The following is a 17,211-nucleotide window of genomic DNA, read 5'->3' on the forward strand; positions in this document are numbered from 1 at the left end:
ACGGCCCCCAGACAAGCACAGCGGGACGCAAGGGGGAAGAGCGGTTCAGGCCTCGGCCCGCCTGGAAGCGGACCGGACCTCATCACCGTAGCTCTGCTTAACGTTAGGTGTAGAACTCTTCACTTGTGCTGAGGTGATGGTGTCGGGCACGGTTGTGGATCATGCAGCCCAACTCCCCATGGCGGACGGCCGACTTCAGGACGCTCTTCAGTGCCACCGCGCTCAGCCAGCTCGGTACGAACGTCAGCTATGTCGCGGTCCCGCTGATCGCCGTGGCCGAACTCGACGCGAGCCCCGGCCAGGTCGGCGCCCTGGCCACGTTGAGCACGCTCGCGTTCCTGGTCATCGGCCTGCCCGCCGGAGCCTGGGTGGACCGGATGCGCCATCGCAGGGTGCTGATCGTTGCCGACCTGGCTCGGGCCGCGCTGTTCGCCTCCGTCCCGCTGGCCTGGTGGCTGGACGCGCTCACGCTCGGCCAGTTGTACGCGGTGGTGCTGCTGAACGGCTGCGCCACCGTCTTCTTCGACGTCGGCTCGCAGAGCACCCTGCCCGGACTCGTCGGCCGCGACGCCCTCGTGCAGGCCAACGCCGCCATGATGAGCCTCATGGCGGTGAGCAACGTGGCCGGCCGGAGCGCGGGCGGCGCGCTCGTCCAGTTCCTCACGGCACCGGTGGCCGTTCTCTGCACGGCCGCGAGCCATCTCGCCTCCGCACTCCAGCTCACCCGGGTCCGCCCCGATCAGGCGCCGCCCCCACCGGGCCGGACGGTCGGACTGCGCACACAGATCGGCGAGGGGGTCCGCCATGTCCTCGGCAACGCGGAGCTCCGTGCCCTCGCGCTCACCGCCGCCCTCACCAACCTGGGCTCGCAGATCATCAACACCATGCTCCCCGTGCTGTTCGTGCGTGAACTCGGCCTGCCCGCAAGCGCTTTGGGCCTGTACTGGGCGGCGGGAGGCATCGGCCTCCTGCTCGGCGCCCGCTGTGCCCGCCCCCTCGCCGGGCGCCTCGGATACGGCCGCACCCTCGGCGTCATGGGCCTGTGCCTCGCGCCCGCCGGACTGCTCGTCCCGCTCATCGACCGCGGGCCGTGGCTGTGGCTCGCGGGCGCCGGGGGAGTACTCGTCCTGTTCAAGACGGGCGTGGACAACGTGCTCGGAGTGAGTCTGCGCCAGCGGATGACCGCGGACGCGCTCCTCGGGCGCATGAACGCGACGTTCAGGTTCGTCCTCACCGGCGCCCTCGCCATCGGCGCGGCGATGGCGGGGCTGATCGGTGAACTGGCCGGTGTACGCGCGACGTTGTGGGTCGGAGCCGGGCTGCTCGCAACGGCCTTCCTGCCGGTGTTCCTCTCGCCGGTCCGTGGACGCCGCGAACTGCCCCACGAACAGCCCCTCAGGACAGCGGCCGTTACAAAGCGCTGACCGCACGCTCCACGGCATCCGCCACCCGGTCTGTGTCGGCCTCTGTCGTACGCCAGTTGCTGAACGCGGCCCGCAACGCGTGCGTCCCCTCGTAGAAGGTCGGCGTCATGAACGCCTCGCCGGATTCGGCGACGGCCCGGCCGAGCGCGTGCACCCGTTCCCGGGTGGGGTCCCCGTCGAGCGTGAAGCAGACGACGTTCAGGCGGACCGGCGCGAGCAGCCGCAGGCCCGGTGCGTCCGTGATCCGGTCGCCGAGGCGCCGGGCGAGCGCGACGTTCCGCTCGACGATCTCCCGGTGTCCTTCGCGACCGTACGCGGCGAGTGAGAACCAGGCCGGGAGCGCGCGCAGCCGACGTGAGTTCTCGGGTGTGAGGTGGACGAAGTCGGGCTCGCCGGTGGGCAGTCCGAGATACGGCGACGCGTTGTGGAAGACCCGCACCTGGAGGTCGCGGTGGCGGGTGAACTGCACGGCCGCGTCGTAGGGGACGTTGAGCCATTTGTGCAGGTCGACGCAGACCGAGTCGGCGGCGTCGAGGCCGTCGGTCAGATGGGCGTGTTCGGGGGACAGCGCGGCGAAACCGCCGAAGGCGGCGTCCACGTGCAGCCAGAAGTCGTACCGCTCCTTGAGCTCGGCGATCGCCCGCAGATCGTCGAAGTCGACCGTGTTCACGGTCCCGGCATTGGCCACGACGACGGCCGGGCGCCCGTCCAGGTCGTCGAGCGCCTCGGCCAGCCGCGCCACGTCGACGGCTTCCCGGCCACCGGGCAGCACCGGCACCGTACGCAGCCGGTCGCGGCCGATGCCCAGGACGGACAGGGCCTTGGGGATGCTGGAGTGCGGGCTGCCGGACAGCACGTCGACCGGTCCGAGCGCGGCAACACCCGCCTCGGACACGGGAACCCCCAGACGCTCGCCCAGCCACTCCCGCGCGAGGGCCAGCCCGACGGTGTTCGAGACGGTCGCACCTGTCACGAAAGCGCCGCTGTGCGCCTCGCTCAGCCCGAAGAACTCCCGCAGCCAGCCCACCGTCTCGTGCTCCAGAGCGGTCGCCGACGAGTCGCCCGTGCCGGTGGCGTTCTGGTCGTACGCGCTGGTCAGCCAGTCCCCGGTGAGCGCGGCCGGGGTCGCACCCCCGGTCACGAAGCCGAGAAAGCGAGGGCCCGCGGAGGCGGAGAACCCCGGCGCCCACCGTTCGGCGAACCGCGCGAGCGCACCCTCCGCGCCCCCGCCCCCGGCCGGCAGCGGTTCGGCGTCCGGAGCTTTGCCCAGATGAGCCACGGGCCGTGCGTCGAGCCCCGACACCTCACGGGCGGCGAAGTCACGGGCGGACTGGAGGAGTTCGGGGAGCCGGGAGAGGTCGTCGGCGAGTACGCGGTCCATGAGCGGCAGCGTAGGCGGGCGGCCGCACGGAAATCCCGGTCCAGTCGGGGGAAACTGGCCCTATCCGGGAGGGCGTCGCCGCCGCGCTCGATGATCCCGGTCGGACCCCGCCGACGTGGCGGAATTCCCCTCGTCCGCCTCTTGTCACCGCGAACGTCGCGGTACGCCCCGCTGCCGGGCGCCCCGGTCGGGCGGCGCCAGGATCTTCTCCGCCGCGGCGATGAACTGTCTGCGGGCGTCGATGAGGTCACTGTCCGCCTGACCGTTCTGCACGAGGCGGTCGTCGAGATCCAGCCGCATGCGCCAGACGTCCGCCTGCCGGAGGGCCGCCGCATGGACGGTGTCGGCCAGCTCGCCCATCGGCGCGGGGCCGGTGATGGCGACGTTCGTGGCCGCCCGGCTCAGCTCGCCCAGGGCGGCCATGGTCGGCTCCCACAACCCCCGATGCTCGTCCTCACTCCGCCATTCGAGCGCCACGCGAGCTTCGATGACGGCGTTGATGCCCTGCCGGAACGCCTCGCACTCGTCGAGCACGGTGGCGAAGGCGGCGCGTCGCTCGTCACGCAGACGGTGCCGGACCTGGAAGGTCTCCTGCTCCTGTGCCTGCCGACGTGAGGACCTGGCATGGAGAAGCGGTCCGGTCAGCCCGGCGGCCAGGGTTCCCCCTATGCCCAGGGCGGTCGCCCAGATGACCGTGTTGGCTTGGTCCATGGCGCACATCATGCCGCCGCCACACCCGTCAATGGCTGAACTTGACCGATTGATACGGCAGTTGGGTCCCTGCGGCGTCGGCCCCGCACATGGCGCCATGGGAGTCGGCGACCGGAAAGGGCTGGCGACAGCCCCTGTGGGCGTCAGCCCGACGGGGTGCCACGGACCGGGTGTGGTACCCGCCACAGAGAGCCGGGTGCGACGCCCGTACGGGAAGACGCCCGACTGCGACCGTCACGAATCGTCCCGGCGCCACCCTTCGGCGCGAAGGTCGCACAAGGCCGACGCCAACGCCCAGCAGCGGCCCGACGTAACGGCGCCGCCTCCCGTCGTCGTCCGTACCGACCTCCCGGCTACTCACTCTCAAGTACTCCACGGCGTGGAATGTCATCGTTTCGTCTCAGCCTGGCCGGCCCTACAACCGACGTCCCCCGGCGAGGGTCTAGCTGGCAGAGATTCACCGGATCGAAAGAGAAGGGCCTGATCATGGGGGACATACGCAGACGGGCAGCCGTCGTACTGGGGGTCACCGGACTGGTGGCGCCGCTGGCCGTCGCGCTGGGCGCGGCTCCGGCCCAGGCGGCGAGCTGCACCACACAGACCGGCCCGTACCAGAAGAAGGTCGAGAAGTTCCTCGGCCGGCCGGTGGACGGCAGGCAGTCGGCCGCCGACTGCAAGGCGATCAAGGCCTTCCAGACCAAGCACGGCATCACCCCGAACATCGGCTACGCCGGCTCCGTCACCTGGGGCGTGATGGACCTGATGACCAAGCAGAAGGCCGTCGGGAAGAAGCCCAACAAGGACGGCAAGTGCCCGGTCAACAAGGGCCGTATCGCCTGTGTGAACCTCACGCTCCAGCTCAGCTGGATCCAGGACGGCAACACCCTCGTGTACGGTCCGGTGCCGGTCCGCACGGGCCGCAACGGCTACGAGACCCGCACCGGTCTGAAGAAGATCTACTGGCGGAACATCGACCACGTCTCGACCATCTACGACGTGCCCATGCCCTACAGCCAGTTCTTCGACGGCGGCCAGGCCTTCCACTCGGTCGGCGTGAGCATGTGGAACCCGCCCGGCTCGCACGGCTGCGTCAACATGACGAAGACGGACGCCAAGAAGTACTGGTCGCTCCTGAAGAAGAACGACGACGTCTACGTGTACGGCCGCAAGCCGGGCACCTGACCGGGCCGGTCCGGCCGCTCCTGAGAACGACCGGACCGAGCACAAACGTCACGCCTCGGGCGCGTCCCCGAAGTCCGGGATCTCCAGCCTCGCCCCACCCTGCCGCGCCGAGTCGTGCGCGACGATACCCGGCAGGGTGTAGCGGGCGGCCACCCACGCGTTCACCGACGGCAGTGTGCGCGTGTTCACCGCGGTGACGAAGTCGTCCACCAGGAAGTGGTGGCTCCCCTCGTGCCCGTTGTGCAGGTTGTCGAACTCCCGGGGCAGCCGCGCCCGGTCGTGCACCGGCGCCGAACCGGAGGTGAAGGCGGCCCGCAGATCCGGCGCGATGTGCTGGAGGGACGGGTCGTCCGGAGACATGGTGGGCTTGGGCTCAAGGAGCTCGCTGATGTCCTTCACCCCCTTCTTGTCCTGCCAGAAGGCCACCGTCGCCAGCTGCTCCATGCTCGCGTCCGTCCCGAAGAACCGGAAACGCGACTCCCGGATGTGCGAGGGATAGCCCACCCGCCGGAACTCGTTCGTACGGAACGAGCCGCCGCCCGCGACCTCGAACAGCGCGGTCGCGTTCGAGAAGTCGTTGCCGAACTGGCTGACGTCCTCGTCGAAGACCCCGTCCCCGCGATCGTCCCTGACCCCGATCGCGGACACACTCACGGCATGCGTCTGCCAGGCGCCGAGGACTCCGCCCACCGAGTGGGTGGGGTAGAGCAGCGGGGGATAGCTGGCGGTCGCCTTCCAGTTCTCGCCGCCGCTGTACTGGTAGGCCTCGTAGAACCCGAGGTCCATGTCGTGCACATAGTCGCCCTCGGCGTAGAAGAGCCGCCCGAACGCGCCGTCGGCGATCTGGTTGCGGGCGTGCACGGTCGCCGGGTTGTACTGGCTGGTCTCACCCATCATGTACGTCAGGCCGGTGGCCCGTACCGCGTCGATGATCGCCGCGATCTCCTCGCGGGTGATCGCCATGGGCACCGCCGAGTAGACGTGCTTGCCGGCGTTCAGGCCCTGGAGCACCAGCGGGCCGTGGGTCCAGCGCTGGGTGAAGATCGCGACGGCGTCGATCGCGTCAGACTCCAGCATCGCCTCGTACGAGGGGAAGGTTCCCGTCAGGCCTTCGGCGGCGGCCATTTGCTCCGCTCGCTCGGGCAGGAGGTCCGTGACGTGGACCTCGCCGACGCCCGGGTGGGCAAGAAACAGCTTCGCGAACTGGCCGGAGAACTGGCCGGCGCCGACGATGCCGAGGGAGAACGTCATGGAGTGTGTGCCTTTCGCTGTCCGAGTCACTGTCCGGGGTTTCACTGTCCGAGGATGAAGTTGATCTGGTCGTTGGTCTTGGTGAGGCCGCTCACCGGGGCGTTGTTTGCGAATACGTCCTGCATCGCGGGGCGCATCAGGGAGTACACGTCAGCCGCGTAGTCCGTGATCGGGAAGGAGAAGGTCCTGGAGTCCTTCTTGTCGGTGACCGGTTCGGTGAAGGCGGACACGTCGATGCCCTTCTTCTTGTAAGCGGCCACCGCGGCCTGCGTTCCTTCCGGGGTCGCGGGGAAGACGATGCCGTAGCCGCCGACGGTCTTCTGGCACTCGTTGGACGCCAGGTACCGCACCCACTTCTTCGCGCCCGCCTTGTTGTGGGCGTTCTTGGTGATGGAGTCGGCGAGGCCGTTCATCATGGTGGCCCGCTTGCCGCTCGGGCCGGTCGGCGTGGGGGCGGTGCCGACGTCGAGGCCCTTGGTGTCGTAGTAGGTGGAGATCATCCAGGCGCCGTCGAAGGAGGTCGCCGCGTTGCCGGCGGCGACCTGGGCGTTGGCCGGGTTGGCGCCGTCGGTGTAGTTGGTGAAGGGCGCGAGGTAGCCCTTCTTCGCGAGGCCGAAGTACCAGTCGACCACCGACTGGAAGGTCTTGTCGTTGTACTGGTACTCGGTGCCCCAGCGCGTCTTGTTCGTGTAGTCCCAGCCTGCCGAGCCGGTGAACGGGCTCCAGGTGGTCTGCCCGTCGCTGTCGCCCGCGCCGCCGGTGGCGAGCCCGTAGACCTTGACGTTGTTCTTGTCGAAGCCCTCTTCGTCGCCGCGCTTGCCCTTCTTGTCGATGGTCAGGTGCGCGATGGTCTTCTCGAAGGTGCCGCCGTCCTTCGTGTTCCAGGAGAGGCCGTTGAGTTCCTCCGCGGAGAGCCCGGCCTCCTTGACCATCTTCTTGTTGTACATGAGGGCGACCGTGTCCCAGTCCTTCGGGGCGCCGTAGCGGTGGCCGTCCTGGCCGGTCCAGTTGGCGGCAAGTCCTGGCTGGTAGGCGGAGTTGTCGATACCCAGGTCGTCCAGTGGTTCGAGCACGTTCAGGTCGGCGAACTGGCCGAACTTCTGGATGTGGTCGGTGAACACGTCAGGCTCGGTGCCCGCGATGAAGCTCGCGGTGAGCTTGGTCCAGTAGTCGGCCCAGCCCATCTGGGTGATCTTCACCTTCAGGCCCGGGTTCTGCTTCTCGAAGCCCTTGGCACAGGCCTGGTAGGCGGGCATCTGGTTGGCGTCCCACAGCCAGTACGTCACCGTGTTCGAGCCCGCTCCGGCAGCCCCGCCCTTCGCGCAGCCCGTCGCCAGGGACAGCGCGAGCACCCCGGTCAGTGCCACGACCGTACGTGTACGAATTCGCATGTCCGTCCCCTTACTTGATGCCGGTGAAGCTGATGCTGCTGACGATGCGGCGCGCGAAGAAGCCGAAGAGCACGAGCATCGGGAGCGCGGCGATGAGCGTGGCCGCCATCAGGCCGGACCAGTCGTAGCCGGTCTGCGGGGTCTGTGCCCGGAAGATGGCCAGGGCCACGGTGAGCACGCGCGAGCTGTCGCTGTAGGAGACCATCAGCGGCCAGAAGTAGTCGTTCCAGGAGGTGATGTACGTCAGCACGCCCAGCGTGAGGATGGGGGTGGACGCCATCGGCAGCATCACGCGGTAAAAGATCCTGATCTTCCCGGCCCCGTCGAGCAGGGCCGCCTCCTCGACCTCCCGGGGCACGTTCATGAAGAACTGCCGCATGAAGAACACCGCGAACGGGGTCATGAACATCGTCGGCAGGGAGATGCCCAACAGGGAGTCGACCAGGCCGAGTTGCTTGATGAGCACGAAGTTCGGCAGCAGCGTGAAGATCGTGGGCACCATCAGTCCGGCCAGGAACAGTCCGAACACCTTGTCCCGGCCGCGCCACCGCAGCCGTGCGAAGGCGTACGCGGCCATGGCGGAGAAGAGGATCTGGAAGACGGTGATCAGGGTGGACACGATCGTCGAGTTGATCAGATAGCGCCAGAACTTGAGCCCGCCGCCCGAGCCGCCCTGGGCGATCGCCTCCTCGGCGGACTGCAGGCCCAGGGCCCGTTCGAAACCGCCGGTCGTCAGGTCCACGGGCAGGGGATCGCCGGGGTGGGCCGCGAGCGCCGTGTTCGAGGAGAGCGCGGTGCGCAGGATCCAGTAGAACGGCAGCAGGGTGATGAGCACCATCGCGGCCATCACCGTCCAGGCCACGACCTTCCCGGGGGTGATCCTTGGGCGCTGTGTGCGCCGTACCTTCGTCGTCGTTGCCGTCACGGCAGTCATGTCGGTCGCTCCCTTCTTCAGCCGAGGTCGGTCTGGCCGGCCCGGGTGAGCCGGTACTGGACAAAGGTGATCGCGCTCAGCACGACGAGCAGGGCCACGGACATCGCCGACGCGTAGCCGAACTGGAAGCGGCCGAAGGCGGCGCCGTAGATGTAGTACTGGAGGACGTTGGTCGCGTTCGCCGGACCGCCCGCGGTGGTCACCGCGACCGTGTCGAACACCTGGAACGAACCGATCACCGTCATGATCAGGACCACCGCGAGGACCGGCCGCAGCAGCGGCATGGTGATCCGCCAGAACATCCGCCACTCGCTCGCGCCGTCCACCTTGGCGGCCTCGTACATGTCGTTCGGGATGGCCTGGAGCCCGGCGAAGAGCAGCAGAGCGGTGTAGCCGACATGCCGCCAGACGTTGATCAGGGCGATCGTGGGAATCGCCCAGGTCTCGTCCGCGAGGAACGGGATGCGGTCGAAGCCGAGCCCGGCGATGATCTCGTTGCCGATGCCGAGCTGGGTGTCGAGCATCCAGAGCCAGACGATGCCGGCGACGACGTTCGACATGAGATACGGCGTGAGAACGATCCCGCGGAGCACCGCCGACTGGGTCAGCCGCTGAAGCAGCACGGCTATGGCGAGCGCCGAGACCGTCTGGAGGCCGATGTTGATGAAGACGTACTCGACGGTGACCGTCAACGAGTCCCAGAAGATGGGGTCCTTGACCATGCGGACGTAGTTGTCGAGGCCCACCCACTCCGCCGGGGTCAGCAGATTGAAGCGGGTGAAGCTCAGATAGATTCCCCGCAGCGTCGGCCACAGCAGGAAGACCAGGAAGCCCAGCATGGCCGGAGCGATGAACAGGGCCGCCAGGGCGCCGTCACCACGTCCGCCACCGTCACGGTCTCGTTTCTCGCGGGTTCTCGGCTTCGGCTGTGTCCCCTCGACGTCGCGCAATGGCAGACGCGACGGAGGGCTGGAGGCGACGGTCATCAGGAGACTCCCTCGTCTGCGGCTCGTCCTCGGGCCCCACTTACTTTTGGGCCGAAAGAATCCAGCCGTCAAGAGGTGTGCGCACATCTTTTCCTGAAGACGTTCGACGACATAGGGTGGTGTCATTACTTCTGCGTCGAAAGAAACAATGTGGGGGTTCGGTCATGACCGCACGTGCCGCCAGCTGGCTGCCGCTCAGTCCCGGTGAGCGTGCCGTCGCCATCGAGGTGCTCACGCACGGCCCTCTGTCGCGCAGCGACATCGCCCGTCGGCTCGACCTCTCCGCGGGCAGCCTCACCCGGCTGACGAAGCCGCTCATCGAGTCGGGTCTGCTGATCGAGGTCGCCGAGGGCACCTCGCTCCCCGAGGTGCGCCAGGGCCGCCCGTCCCAGCCTCTCGACATCGTCGCCGAGTCCCGCACCTTCGCCGGGTTCAAGATCACCCAGGACATGGTGTACGGCGTCGTCACCACCCTGAAGAGCGACATAGTCGCCCGCCGTGACCTGCCCCTCACCAGCCATGACCCGGCCCATGTCGTGGACGTGCTGCGGGAGCTGACCGACTCGTTCGCACGCGACTTCCCCGGCCTCGCCGGCATCGGCATCGGCCTGGGCGGCCGGGCCTCGGACCGGTCCGTCGTCGAGGAGTCGGCCTTTCTCGGCTGGCGCGACGTCCCCCTGGCCCGGCTCGTCGAGGAGCGCACCGGGCTGCCCGTCGTCGTCGACAACGACGTCGCCGCGCTCGTCGAGGCCGAGCGGTGGTTCGGCGCCGGCCGGGGCCTGGAGCGCTTCGCGGTGCTCACGATCGGCGCGGGTATCGGCTACGGGCTGGTGAGCGGCGGCCGACGGGTCGCGACCGCCGAGGACGGGCTGGGTGTCGGTCGCTTCTGGATCGTGGACTCCAACGGCCCGCTCACCCCCGACGGCGAGCGAGGCAGCGCCATCTCCCTGCTGACCATCCCCAGCATCCGCTACCAGATCCGGGCCGCCACCGGCCGCGACATCACGTACGACGAGATCCTCGCCCTGGCCGCCGAGGGCGAGCCCATGGCGGCCCGTGTCATCGGGGAGGCGGCCCGCGCCCTGGGCACCCTCGTCGCGCAGATCGCCAACTTCGCCATCCCCCAGAAGATCGTCCTGGCCGGCGAGGGCGTGGGCCTGGTCGACGTGGCGGGACCGGCCGTCGAGGAGGCCATCCTCGCCAACCGCCACCCGCATGCGGAGCCGGTCAATCTGGAGACCAAGGTGTCCGACTTCCACGACTGGGCGCGGGGCGGCGCCGTACTGGCGATCCAGGTGCTCGTCCTCGGCGCGGGGGCGGCCTGACCTGGCTGTGGAATGTCTACCCGACAAGGTCATTGGATGCCTACCGGACATGGCCATGGAATGGCTACCGGTAAGTAGTCCTGCTGACAGTGACTCCTCACATGGTCTTCACGCCAGGCCCCGTATGATTCACGGCATGTCCACCACTCACCGACGTGCATCGGTCGCGCCGAAGCGATCGGCCGCCGAGGTCAACGAGGAGATCCGAGCCCTGTGGCTGCGGAGCGGTGGGACGCTGAGCGGCGAGCAGCGGCGGGAGTACCAGCGGCTCGTCCTGGAGTGGGCGGCCGCCTCTCCGCGCGCCCACTCGCCCACGGATTCCGCCCACTCGCACACCGACTCGTCGAAGGCAGCCTGACCGGGCGACCCACCTCCCTGGCGCCTGGCATCAGCCCTTCATCGCCCCCTGGAGCAGCCCCGCGATGAAGCTGCGCTGGAAGATCACGAAGAGGATCAGGATCGGCAGCATCACGATGATCGTCCCCGCCGCCAGTGTGGGGATGTCCGTGCTGTTCTGACCGACGAAGAAGCCGAGGCCCGCGGGCGCCGTGTGCTTGGTCGTGTCCTGGATGAGCACCAGCACCAGCAGGAACTGGTTCCACGACCACATGAAGACCAGCAGCCCGAGCGTCATCAGGGACGGCCTCGCCAGCGGAAGCAGAATCCTCAGCAGGATCGTCGCCGACGAGGCACCGTCGATACGGGCGGCCTCCACCAGCGACGGCGGGGTCGACTGGAAGTGGGTGCGCATCCAGAACACGCTGAACGGCATGAACAGCGCGATCTCCACCAGGATCACACCCAGGTACGAGTTGGTCAGACCGAGACCCCGCAGGTCGAAGTAGAGCGGGACCACGATCAGTTCGACCGGGATGGTGAGCCCGGCGATGAAGAAGGCCGCGACCGCGTTGCCGCCCGGGAGCTTCATCGTGCCGAGTGCGTAGCCCGCCAGCGCCGCCAGGACCAGGGAGGCGGGGACCACACCGACCGCGATGGTGAGGCTGTGCTGGATCAGGTCGGAGAACCCGGCCACCGACCACGCCTGCTCGTAGTTGTCCCAGCTCCACCGCTCCGGCCAGGTCAGTCCCACCACCGGCGTGCCCGCGGGCTGCAGTGAGGCGAGGAAGACACTGAGGAACGGGATCACGACGGCGATCGCCATGACCGTCAGCAGCGTGTAACCCGACCAGCGTTCCGAGCGAGTGGCGGTGTTCATGACTCCGACCTCGACAGACGGTTGATGAGGTAGACGATCCCGAGTATCAGACAGCCGAGGACCACGGCCAGGGCCGCGGCGAGCCCCACCTTGCCCTCGGAGAACGCCAGCCGGTACACGAGCAGGCCCGGGACCGTCGTCTGCTCACCGGGGCCGCCGTTCGTCGTCACGTACACGATGTCGAAGCTGGCGAGCGCGGCCACCGTGGTCACGGTCATGGCCACGGCGAGTTCGCCGCGCAGGTGGGGCAGGGTGATGGAGACGAACTCCCGGATGGGCCCTGCCCCGTCGATCCGGGCGGCCTCGTACAGGCTGGGATCGACCTTCTGTACGCCACTGAGGAAGAGCATCATGCACAGGCCGCTCAGCACCCAGGTGCCGACGAGGCCCACGGCGATCAGCGCGGCGCCGAAGTCGCCCAGCCACGCCCGTGTCACACCGTCCAGCCCGACCGCGCGGAACGTCTGGTTCACCAGCCCGTCGTCCCCGTACAGCCAGCGCCAGGTCACACCGACGGCGACCAGCGGGACGACCTGCGGCAGCATGAACAGGAAGCGGTACGCCCCCATGCCCGGCCGCCGGAAACGGGCCAGCAGACCGGTCATCGCAAGGCCGACCACGATGGGAATGAAGGAGAAGAACACCACCAGTACCAGGGCGTTGAGCACGGACCGGCGCAGGATGGGGTCCTGGAGGATCTCCTGGTAGTTGCCGAGGCCGACCCAGTCGCCCAGTGTCACCCCGTCCCACTCGAACAGCGAGAGATACGCCGTGTGCAGGGCGGGCAGCACCGCGAAGCAGAAGTAGACGGCGAACGCGGGCAGCACGTACACATAGCCGCGATACGAGCTGCGCCTGCGAGGGCCCTGGGATCGGACCCGGACCTCCGTCGACCGGACCCGGACGTCCGGGGGCTGTTGGACCGGCGGCCTACTCGGCATGGTGTTCCTCCCACTCGTCCTGAAGTGAGTCGAGGTAGTCCGAGGGATCTATGCGGTTCGCGATGAGTTTCTGGACGCCGGAGCGCAGCCGGTCGAGCATGGCGGGCGCGGCGAAGTCGGGGAACGTCGTGATCCCGTCGTCCGCGACGGCCCTGCGGTGGCCCTCGGCGATGTCGGCGAGTACGCCTTCAGGCTTCTTCACGGCGTCGGGGTTGGGCGGCATGAAGCCGTTGTCGCTGATGATCTGGCCGGCTTCAGGAGTGGTGAGGAAGTCGAGGAACGCGCCTGCCGCCTCGGGGTGTTCGGTCCTGGACGAGACGGCGTAGGAGACGCTGAAGCCCGAGGCCACGGTGGGGGAGGAGGCCTGTTCGCCCGGCATCGGGAAGAAACCGACGTTGTCTCCCATGACGGTCGCCAACTGCCCGGCCGCCCAGTTGCCGTTGACGAGGAAGACACTGTCGCCCTTGGCGAACTGGGCGGTGGAGTCGACCTGCGCGGTGCCGTTCGCCGAGTCGTTGTAGTAGCCCTTGCGGCCCCAGTCGATGACGAGCTTGCTGGCCGTGACCGCTGCCTGCGTCTCGATGGTGGCGCCCTTGGTGCCGTTGACCCAGTCCCAGTAGTCGTCCGTCGGCATCAGCTGGTTGAGGAGCGCGGCCCACAGGTGCAGGCCGCCGGAGTCGAGCGCGCCGACGCCGAGCGGCGTCAGGTCCGCGTCCTCGGCCGCGGCCAGCTGGTTCTCGAACTCCGCCACCGTCTTGGGCGGACCGTCGATCCCGGCCTTCTTCGCGAGCTCCTTGTTGTAGTAGATGCCGGTCATCGACAGACCGGCCGGGACCCCGAAAAGGGCACGCCCTCCGGTGGCCTCACTGGTCTGACCCGCCGTCAACTGGTCGAGGCTGACCGGGGGAATGGCCCTGTCCCAGCCGTACGCCTCCCGATAGGGGGCCAGGTCGAGGATGTGGCCGTCCGCCGCGAGATCGGTCATCCCGACCGCGTACTGCGCGATGTCGGGGGCGGTGTCGGACGTCATGGTGAGTTTCAGGTTCTGGACGTAGTCCGAGAACGTCTTGTACTGCGGCTCGACACTGATGTTCGGGTGCCCCTTCTCGAACGCGGCGATCAGCGCGTCGACCATCAACGGGGCGTCGGCGAACTGCAGGCGCAGGGTGATGTCCCCGTCCGGCACGGCGGTCGAGGACGGCACACTGCGCGGACCCGGCACCGCGGCCGCGCTCCCGGGGGTCAGGGCGTCGCAGGCGGTGAGCGGCAACACGAGGGCGGCGGCACAGACCGTCGCTGCGACGCGGCGGCGCACCCGGTGCGTCCTCTCCATCATCGGCCTCCTTGCGTAATCTCAGCGTCTCGGTGTGCGGATCGGTGCGTCAGCCCCGCGGACAGCGGTCCTTGACCTTCTCCAGCAGGGCGCTGTTGTGGCGCTCGGCGTCCCCGCCGGTGTTCTGGCTGACGATCAACGGCGGTGTCTGGCCGTGCAGTTCGATGAGCAGCTCGGCTGCCCGGCAGGTCAGGGCGTTGACGATCGCCGCCCCGACGACGGTCGACAGGGCGCCCACGGTGAGGTCGCCCAGGGGCACCACCGCGTCACCCGGGCGGCCGTGCGTGTCGATGACGATGTCGGCCACGTCGAGCAGACGCCGCCCGTCGACATGCCGCGACTCGGCGCCCATCGAGTGGGCCCGGCTGGTGACGGCGACGACCGTCGCCCCCAACGCTCGGACGCCAAGGGCGAATTCGACCGGGACGGCGTTGATGCCGGAGTTGGAGACGACGACCACCACCTCGCCGTCCCGGATGTCCGCCGTGCTCAGGATCGCCGCCGCGTAGCCGCTGACGCGCTCGGCCGCGCCCGCGTGCCGTGGGGTCGCGGGGGAGAGTGCCGGGTCGGCGATCACGTTGACCGGCGCGAGGCCGCCCGCGCGCAACAGGGGCTCGATCGCGACGAGTTGAGAGTGGCCGCTGCCGAAGTAGTGGACGACACCTCCGGCGGCGATGCTGTCCGCGATGGCACCGGCGGCGCGCTCGATCGAGGGCCGCTCGGCGGTGGCCAGCGCGGTGAGGTTCTCCTGGAGAGCGGCGAAGTAGGCGAGATCGGCGTTCATCGTGTCGAGACCACCTGGGGTGTCGAGCGGGAGCCGTTTGCACGGCTGCGGGGCCGTCTGCGTGGCTGTGGACCGTACCAGAGGGCCGTGCGACTGCCCAGCCCTCCGGACAAGTGTGCTGTCATAACAGCTTTGTTCCTTGACCGCCCCGCACACCAGCCCTAACCTGAGCCGCATGTGGTACGGACCACAGGCATTGGAGAATGAGACCGCCCGACAACTTCTCCAGCGGCTCCTCGGGGACAGGGCCGCGGAGTTCACCGCCGACGTCGTGCCCGTAGGGGACGGGCACGACGTCGGCAGGCCCGACTGGTTCGAGGTCGACGCCGGACCGGGCGGTGTGGCGCTGCGTGGGTCGAGCGGCGTCGCGGTCGCCTCGGCGCTGCGCTGGTATCTGCGGACCGTCTGCCGGACGCAGATCACCTGGGACGCCCCCGTGCCCCGGCTGCCTGGCCGCCTGCCCCGCACCGGCACGGCCGCCCGGACGACCTCCCCCTACCTCCACCGCTACCACTTCAACGTCTGCACCTTCGGCTACACCACGGCGTTCTGGGACTGGGCGCGCTGGGAGCGCCACATCGACTGGATGGCGCTGCACGGCGTGACCACACCACTGGCGATGACCGGCGCGGAGGCCGCCTGGCAACAAGCCCTTCTGCGCACCGGCCTGGACGACGAGACCGCCCGGCGGTTCCTCGGCGGCCCGGCCTACCTTCCGTGGAACTGGCTCGCCTCGCTCGACAGTTGGTGCGGACCACTGCCGCAGAGCTGGATCGACGGCCACGTGGACCTGGGCCGCCGCATCCTGGACCGGGAACGCGCGCTCGGCATGCGCCCGGTCCTCCAGGGCTTCTCCGGCCATGTGCCCCGCGAACTGATCGCCGACCGGAGTGCCGGCTCGACGACCCTTCCGTGGTGGGACTTCGAGGTCGGAGTACTGGACCCGCGCGACCCGCTGTTCGAGGAGTTCGGCACGGCGCTGCTGACCGAGCAGACCCGCCTCTTCGGCACCGACCACCTCTACGCGGCCGACCCGTTCATCGAGACGATTCCGCCGGTGACCGACCCCGCCGACATCGCCCGGGTCGCGCGGGCCGTGCACGGCGCCATGACCGCGGTGGACGACGAGGCCACCTGGGTGCTCCAGGCATGGCCCTTCTCCTACCGCTCCGACTACTGGACGCGGGACCGGACCCGGGCCTTCCTCGACGCCATCCCGGACGACCGCATGCTGATCCTGGACCTGTGGGCCGAGCACAAGCCGGTCTGGCGGCAGACCGACGGCTACCGGGGCAAGCCGTGGGTGTGGTGCATGCTCCACAGCCTGGGCGGACGGCCCGGGCTCTACGGGAAACTGGACGAGATCGCCGCCGGCGCCGCCGAGGCGAGCGCCGACGCCCGCGGCGGTTCGCTCTCCGGAGTCGGCGCCGGCATGGAGGCCTTCGGCGGCGACCCGGTCCTGTACGAGATGCTGGCCGACGTCGCCTGGAACGGCTCGGTCAAGGACGTACGAGCGTGGCTGGAGAACTGGGCGGAGGCCCGGTACGGACGCCGAACCCCCGGCCTGCTGCGCGCCTGGGAACTGCTGCACGAAACCGTGTACGACGCGGACGGCCCCGGACCACCGGGCTCCGTCGTCGTCTGCCGGCCCACGTTGTCGGGCGACCTGCGCCCGGAGCTTCCGGTGCATCTGGCGGCGCCGGCCTCGCCATCCGTGCCACCTGGTCTGGCCGAGGCGTGGACGCTCCTGGCCGGCGAGGCGACGGAGGAGGACAGCGCCGGGCCGCTCGGCCGGGACCTGTGCGACGTCACCGCACAGGTGCTCACCCACGTGGCCTGCGACCAGCAGCGACGGGCGGCGGACGCTGCCCTGGCACGCGACGCCGACCGCTTCCGGGCCGCCGCCACCGAACTGCTCACCACCATCGAGGACCTGGACGCACTGCTGGCCACCCGCCCCGAGTACCGCCTGGACACCTGGCTCGCCGAAGCCGGCAGCTGGGCGTCCACCCCCGCCGAGGCCGAGCTGTACGAGGCCAACGCGCGGCGCGTCCTCACGGTCTGGGGACACTCCCGCAGCGAGCTGCACGACTACTCGGGCAGGCACTGGGCCGGCCTGGTCCGTTCGTTCTACCTCCCGCGCTGGCGACGCTGGTACGAGCACATCGCCCGGGCAATGGAGACCGGATCCCCTTACCGGGCCCAGGAGTTCGAGGCGTCCCTGATCGAATGGGAGGAGCGCTGGACCGCCGGACGGAGCGAGAACGCGACCCCCCGCCCGGACGCCGGCGAGGCGACCCCGGACGTAGTGCGTACGCTGATGCCCCGTTACCGCGCCTCTCGGGGCTAGCG

15 protein-coding genes are annotated in these 17,211 nt (G+C 69.2%); 5 read left to right on the plus strand and 10 right to left on the minus strand.

Going from position 1 to position 17,211, the window contains the following annotated elements; translation table 11 throughout:
* Positions 1–161 precede the first annotated feature (161 nt).
* Positions 162–1,424 carry an MFS transporter gene (locus OG718_RS47955; RefSeq protein WP_143633969.1) on the plus strand — a complete coding sequence of 421 codons (1,263 nt, stop codon included), beginning with the start codon at positions 162–164 and terminating at the stop codon, positions 1,422–1,424.
* On the opposite strand, the gene OG718_RS47960 is transcribed toward OG718_RS47955, so the two are convergent.
* A complete protein-coding gene (locus OG718_RS47960; RefSeq protein WP_328847155.1) occupies positions 1,411–2,805 on the minus strand; it encodes a pyridoxal phosphate-dependent decarboxylase family protein in 1,395 nt (464 codons plus the stop codon). The two genes, OG718_RS47955 and OG718_RS47960, sit on opposite strands and share 14 nt — an antisense overlap.
* Positions 2,806–2,949: 144 nt before the next feature.
* The gene (locus OG718_RS47965; RefSeq protein ID WP_143633973.1) at positions 2,950–3,516 is read right to left on the minus strand and encodes a hypothetical protein; all 567 of its coding nucleotides are present in this window, start codon (positions 3,514–3,516) and stop codon (positions 2,950–2,952) included.
* Between the two features lie 486 nt (positions 3,517–4,002).
* Between OG718_RS47965 and OG718_RS47970 the strand changes: the two genes are divergently transcribed.
* Positions 4,003–4,698 (plus strand): L,D-transpeptidase family protein, encoded by a 696-nt coding sequence (locus OG718_RS47970; RefSeq protein ID WP_306941798.1) that lies wholly within the window; start codon positions 4,003–4,005, stop codon positions 4,696–4,698.
* A 48-nt stretch (positions 4,699–4,746) separates the two neighbouring features.
* Here OG718_RS47970 and OG718_RS47975 read toward each other — a convergent pair whose 3' ends face one another.
* Genes OG718_RS47975 through OG718_RS47990 form a run of 4 tightly spaced genes read right to left on the minus strand, consistent with a single transcriptional unit; the run spans position 4,747 to position 9,260 of the window.
* Entirely contained in the window at positions 4,747–5,949 is a 1,203-nt protein-coding gene (locus tag OG718_RS47975) for a Gfo/Idh/MocA family protein (protein ID WP_328847156.1), read from the minus strand.
* Between the two features lie 41 nt (positions 5,950–5,990).
* Positions 5,991–7,340 (minus strand): ABC transporter substrate-binding protein, encoded by a 1,350-nt coding sequence (locus tag OG718_RS47980; RefSeq protein ID WP_328847157.1) that lies wholly within the window; start codon positions 7,338–7,340, stop codon positions 5,991–5,993.
* A gap of 10 nt (positions 7,341–7,350) precedes the next feature.
* Positions 7,351–8,274: a carbohydrate ABC transporter permease gene (locus OG718_RS47985; RefSeq protein WP_143633979.1), complete on the minus strand. Its 924-nt coding sequence runs from the start codon at positions 8,272–8,274 to the stop codon at positions 7,351–7,353.
* A 17-nt stretch (positions 8,275–8,291) separates the two neighbouring features.
* Entirely contained in the window at positions 8,292–9,260 is a 969-nt protein-coding gene (locus OG718_RS47990; protein ID WP_143633980.1) for a carbohydrate ABC transporter permease, read from the minus strand.
* A gap of 164 nt (positions 9,261–9,424) precedes the next feature.
* Between OG718_RS47990 and OG718_RS47995 the strand changes: the two genes are divergently transcribed.
* Entirely contained in the window at positions 9,425–10,585 is a 1,161-nt protein-coding gene (locus OG718_RS47995) for an ROK family transcriptional regulator (RefSeq protein WP_143633982.1), read from the plus strand.
* A 124-nt stretch (positions 10,586–10,709) separates the two neighbouring features.
* Positions 10,710–10,943, plus strand: coding sequence for a hypothetical protein (locus tag OG718_RS48000; protein ID WP_143633984.1), 234 nt, complete (start codon positions 10,710–10,712; stop codon positions 10,941–10,943).
* 30 nt (positions 10,944–10,973) lie between these two features.
* Here OG718_RS48000 and OG718_RS48005 read toward each other — a convergent pair whose 3' ends face one another.
* Genes OG718_RS48005 through OG718_RS48020 form a run of 4 tightly spaced genes read right to left on the minus strand, consistent with a single transcriptional unit; the run spans position 10,974 to position 14,859 of the window.
* Positions 10,974–11,801, minus strand: coding sequence for a carbohydrate ABC transporter permease (locus tag OG718_RS48005; RefSeq protein WP_143633986.1), 828 nt, complete (start codon positions 11,799–11,801; stop codon positions 10,974–10,976).
* A complete protein-coding gene (locus OG718_RS48010) occupies positions 11,798–12,742 on the minus strand; it encodes a carbohydrate ABC transporter permease (protein WP_328847158.1) in 945 nt (314 codons plus the stop codon). The genes OG718_RS48005 and OG718_RS48010 overlap by 4 nt, the downstream gene beginning before the upstream one ends.
* Complete coding sequence (locus OG718_RS48015; protein WP_328847159.1) at positions 12,732–14,078, minus strand: ABC transporter substrate-binding protein; 1,347 nt, start codon at positions 14,076–14,078, stop codon at positions 12,732–12,734. The genes OG718_RS48010 and OG718_RS48015 overlap by 11 nt, the downstream gene beginning before the upstream one ends.
* 46 nt (positions 14,079–14,124) lie before the next feature.
* On the minus strand, positions 14,125–14,859 hold the full coding sequence (locus OG718_RS48020) for a sugar isomerase domain-containing protein (protein WP_328847160.1): 735 nt from the start codon (positions 14,857–14,859) through the stop codon (positions 14,125–14,127).
* A 175-nt stretch (positions 14,860–15,034) separates the two neighbouring features.
* Between OG718_RS48020 and OG718_RS48025 the strand changes: the two genes are divergently transcribed.
* A complete protein-coding gene (locus OG718_RS48025; protein ID WP_328847161.1) occupies positions 15,035–17,209 on the plus strand; it encodes an alpha-N-acetylglucosaminidase in 2,175 nt (724 codons plus the stop codon).
* The last annotated feature ends 2 nt before the right edge of the window (positions 17,210–17,211 follow it).

The organism is Streptomyces sp. NBC_00258 (assembly GCF_036182465.1).
Taxonomy (GTDB): Bacteria; Actinomycetota; Actinomycetes; order Streptomycetales; family Streptomycetaceae; genus Streptomyces.